We start from the raw sequence: 4134 nt of genomic DNA, 5'->3' as shown, positions 1-4134 counted from the left end.
TGAAGTCAATTTGAAATCCCACCATACGCCTGTTCCTGCTTGAACTCTAAGAGTCATATTTCGAGTATCACCAACTTTGGTTTGCTCTACAATGGTGTAAGTAATTTGATTTGGAGCTGGAACATTAGGAAGCTCACCTGCATTATTTACTTTAGGAAGACCAACATGAGCGCCTTTACCCACTAAAGTCAAAGCAGAGCTTGTATAAGTATACGTGAAACTGCCGCTGGAATAAGGTGCTACAGGCGTACCACAAGACTCTGCAGCAACTCCCTGCCAAGTCTCAAGCCAGGTTTGTGTGCCCATATCAATTGTGAATGAGCCATCAGCTTTAAAAGTATACTTGTCGTCAAAGAAACAAGCACGAGTAACTACATCTGCAGCTGAATTTTTATACCATTCGCCGCTTCCTGCAGTTGGTCCTACTGCAAGTGCACCAGCAACTGGAGCCATAGTCCAAACGCCTGTGATATCGAAAGCAGGCTTAGCAGGAGAAACTTTGAAGGATTGATTCGCCACGTTTTTATTTCCGTTGCTATCAGATACAGTAACATCAAAATTGTAGTCTCCTGGGGCAAATCCTTTTGCTACTGTAATTGGAACTGTTTGACTCCAACCGGTAAGTGCCTCTGAGCCGGAAGTTACTATTGTTCCGCCTTTTGTGATCACGTATTCCAACAAACCTAATTGGCTTATTTGGCTACCTTCTGTCGCATCCTTAACAGCGACCGTAATTTTAAAATCTTCTCCTTCTGTAGTTCCACTGGTAATTGTACCTAAGGTGATACTAGGAGCATTGTCTACAATGGGCACATCAGTGTATCCATTGTCACAGGCTACGATGATTGCCAAAGAAGCAAACAGTAGCCCTAAATTTAGTAGTGACTTTTTCATAGGGTTATTTTTCTTTCAAATTCTGAGTATTTATTAACACCCCCAAAAAATCCAATGCTACAAGAATTCATCTATTCATTTTTTTTAATACATCAAAAATTCATCATTTTGCAAAAAATCTTTATTTGAGTTCATTTGAGCATGGTTTAAATAATTTTGGACTTTCGCAATATGGATTTTGTTTTTTCACAACAGTAGACCCTATGACTTGGAAAAATCTCCGTTTTTGCCTGATGCTTTTTTGCATTATTGCAATCCAAATCGCGACTGGTTCAATACTATCTGCCCAAGAAAACCGGAGTTTTCAAGGTCTGCCAATGATTAACAATTATCTCCCGGAAAATTATAAAGCGGGCATTCAGAATTGGGATATTATTCAGGATCGATCGGGATACATTTATGTGGCAAATAATATGGGATTGCTGCAATTTGATGGGAAATCCTGGGAGCGTTTTGGAGCAAGTGATACCAAGGTCAGATCCATCATCCAAGCGAGCGATGGGAAAATATACCTCGGAAGCCAAGCAGATTTTGGGTATTTTGACACAGACCTTTCCGGAAAATTGAGCTATGTTTCTTTAGCCGATAGCCTCCCGGTTTCCTTGCAGGATTTTGATGAAACTTGGAAAGTATTTGAGATCGAGGGCAAAATTTACTTCTGTACTTTTAAAGGGATTTACATCTACAGCAATGGTAAATTGACAGTAGTTCCCACCGAATCCCGCCTAGATATTTCTTTCCAAGTAGAGAATCAACTCTACACATTTGATACTAAAAAAGGACTACTTGTTTTAAAAAACGGGAAACTGGAATTGGTAAGGAATGGTGAGTTTTTTGTCGATAAAAGGATTTCCAATATTCTGAATTTTGATAAAAAACGATTGTTGATCACCACTTTTGATGAAGGGGCATTCTTATATGATGGAGATGTGGAATCCTTTGAATTTCGAGGGGCTTTTTGGAAAAATAATTATCAGATCAATTACAGTACTCGACTTCGAAATGGTTCAATTGCCTTGGCTACCCAAAACGCGGGTTTATTTATTATCTCCACTCAAGGTGATTTAATTCTCCATCTCGATAAGGCATCAGGACTTCCTGATTTGACCATCAATTATATTTTTGAAGACAACTTAGATGGACTTTGGTTAGCCTTGAACAATGGACTTTCGCGAGTTGATCTTAACTCTCCTTTTACCTTTATCGATGACCGGATTGGAATTCAAGGAGCTGGATATACCTCACTCAAAGTTAATGGCAACTTATACCTTGGGACTAATATAGGTTTATATCTCTTAGAAGGGGATCGGCTTGAATTTTTGCCAGGATCAGAAGGGCAGGTTTATAGTATTCAACAAATCAACGGTCATGTCTTAATGGGGCATGATGCTGGGACATTTAGTATAAAAGGAAAAAAAGTCACCCAAATATCGAGTCAAAAAGGGACTTGGGTATTTAAACCAATTCCGGGATCTCAGAATTTGATTTTGCAGGGTAATTACGATGGCTTATCACTTCTCGAGTCAAATGAAAATGAGGTAAGGTACCTTCGAAAGATTAAGGGATTTGAGGAATCATCCAGACTAATTGAATTTGGTGATCAAAGTCTTTGGGTTTCCCATGGGTACAAGGGGGTGTTTAAAATCACACTTGACTCGGGACTTACTCAAGTCGTAAGCAGCAAACTTTACAATAGCGAAAACGGATTTCCAAAGGATATTTTGATTAATGTTTTTAACATTTCAAATCGACTCATTTTCACAGCTGATTCGGGGTTTTTTGAATATGATCTACAAAAGGATCAGTTTGTCCCTTCAACTGTTTACCAAAGCGCATTTGAAACTTCGCCTACAATAATTGACTTGGAAAGTGATGTCCTGAATAACATCTATTTTATTGAGCGGAATATGCTTGGGGTTTTGAAGTCAGATCCTTTGGAAGGTCAAAAGCTTTTCTACTCGAGTTTCAACAAAATAAAAAGTCTTTGGAATGATGACTTGGCAAACGTCATCGTCATTGATGATAAGAACATACTCTTTGGAGGGAAAAACGGCTTTATTCACTATGCTCCAGACTCGGATATTCCGAGAGTGATCCAGTCAAAAATCTGGTTTAAATCAATCTCCAATCATGGAGTGGTGGACTCAATTCTCTATCGAGGCCATGATTTCGATGGAAATGTCATGGAAAAAATCAACGGGATAAGTTTCCCTTACCAACAGAATTCCATGACATTTGAATTTGTTTCTCCACATTTTGAAAGCGGAGCGGAGATTTATTATCAATATTTATTGGAAGGATTTGATGAAGATTGGTCTGATTGGACTTATGAAAACAGAAAAGAATATACCAACCTTCGGGAAGGAGATTACCTATTCAGGATCAGAGCAAAAAACATTTTTGATGAGGTAAGTTCTGAGACGATTTATTCTTTCACAGTCAAGCCTCCTTTCTATCGAAGTATTTTCGCCTACCTTTTTTATGCTTTTGGCAGTTTGATTTCACTATTTCTAGCTTATAAATTTCTAGATCGCAGGTATAATAGGAAGACAATTAAACTGGAAGAGGAGCAATCACAAGCACTACGTAAAAAAGAGCGCGAAATCCAAACGATTACCCAACGAACCGAAGAAGAAATTGTCAAATTGAAAAATGAAAAACTTCAGTCGGAGATCGAATATAAAAATCAAGAGTTGACCTCCTCGGCAATGAATTTGATTCAAAAGAATCAATTGCTGGCCACTATTAAGAGCACTTTAAATTCCATTTCTAACGAGGAACAAAATAAAGGGCTAAACAAGCAGCTAGGTAGATTAGTGAAATCCATTGACAGAGATCTCGAAAATGGAAGTGAATGGGAGCAGTTCTCAGAAAACTTTGACCAAGTTCATGGGAATTTTATCACTAGGCTTAAGGAAGTTTACCCGACACTTACCCCCCAAGAAATCAAGTTTTCTGCTTACATCCGAATGAATCTCAACACCAAAGAAATTGCAAATCTTTTGGGGATCTCTGTAAGAGGAGTGGAAATCGGAAGATATCGAGTGCGAAAAAAGCTTGGGTTAGCCCGTAAAGATAATTTGAGTGATTTTCTACTTCGATTCTAAACCCACTTTTCTTTAATTTTTAAGCCCTTTTTGATTTTTTTTGAAAAAAATAAAGTTTTCTCAAAACCTTTTGTTAGATTTACATGTATATACATTAAATACAATTGCAACTAACATGGGAAGGATAGAAGAT

General features: G+C 38.0%; 2 protein-coding genes. One reads left to right on the top strand and one right to left on the bottom strand.

Translation table 11 applies throughout. The features are described 5' to 3' along the window. Positions 1 to 894 (bottom strand): hypothetical protein (locus tag Q0L68_RS17285; protein ID WP_296705513.1); only part of this gene is annotated, 894 nt, incomplete at its 3' end. 125 nt (positions 895 to 1019) lie between these two features. Between Q0L68_RS17285 and Q0L68_RS17280 the strand changes: the two genes are divergently transcribed. Beyond that, positions 1020 to 4001 carry a triple tyrosine motif-containing protein gene (locus tag Q0L68_RS17280; RefSeq protein WP_296705512.1) on the top strand — a complete coding sequence of 994 codons (2982 nt, stop codon included), beginning with the start codon at positions 1020 to 1022 and terminating at the stop codon, positions 3999 to 4001. The last annotated feature ends 133 nt before the right edge of the window (positions 4002 to 4134 follow it).

Origin of the sequence: Algoriphagus sp. (genome assembly GCF_024642405.1) — a bacterium.
Lineage (GTDB): Bacteria > Bacteroidota > Bacteroidia > Cytophagales > Cyclobacteriaceae > Algoriphagus.
This window is presented reverse-complemented; position numbering and strand designations above follow the sequence as displayed.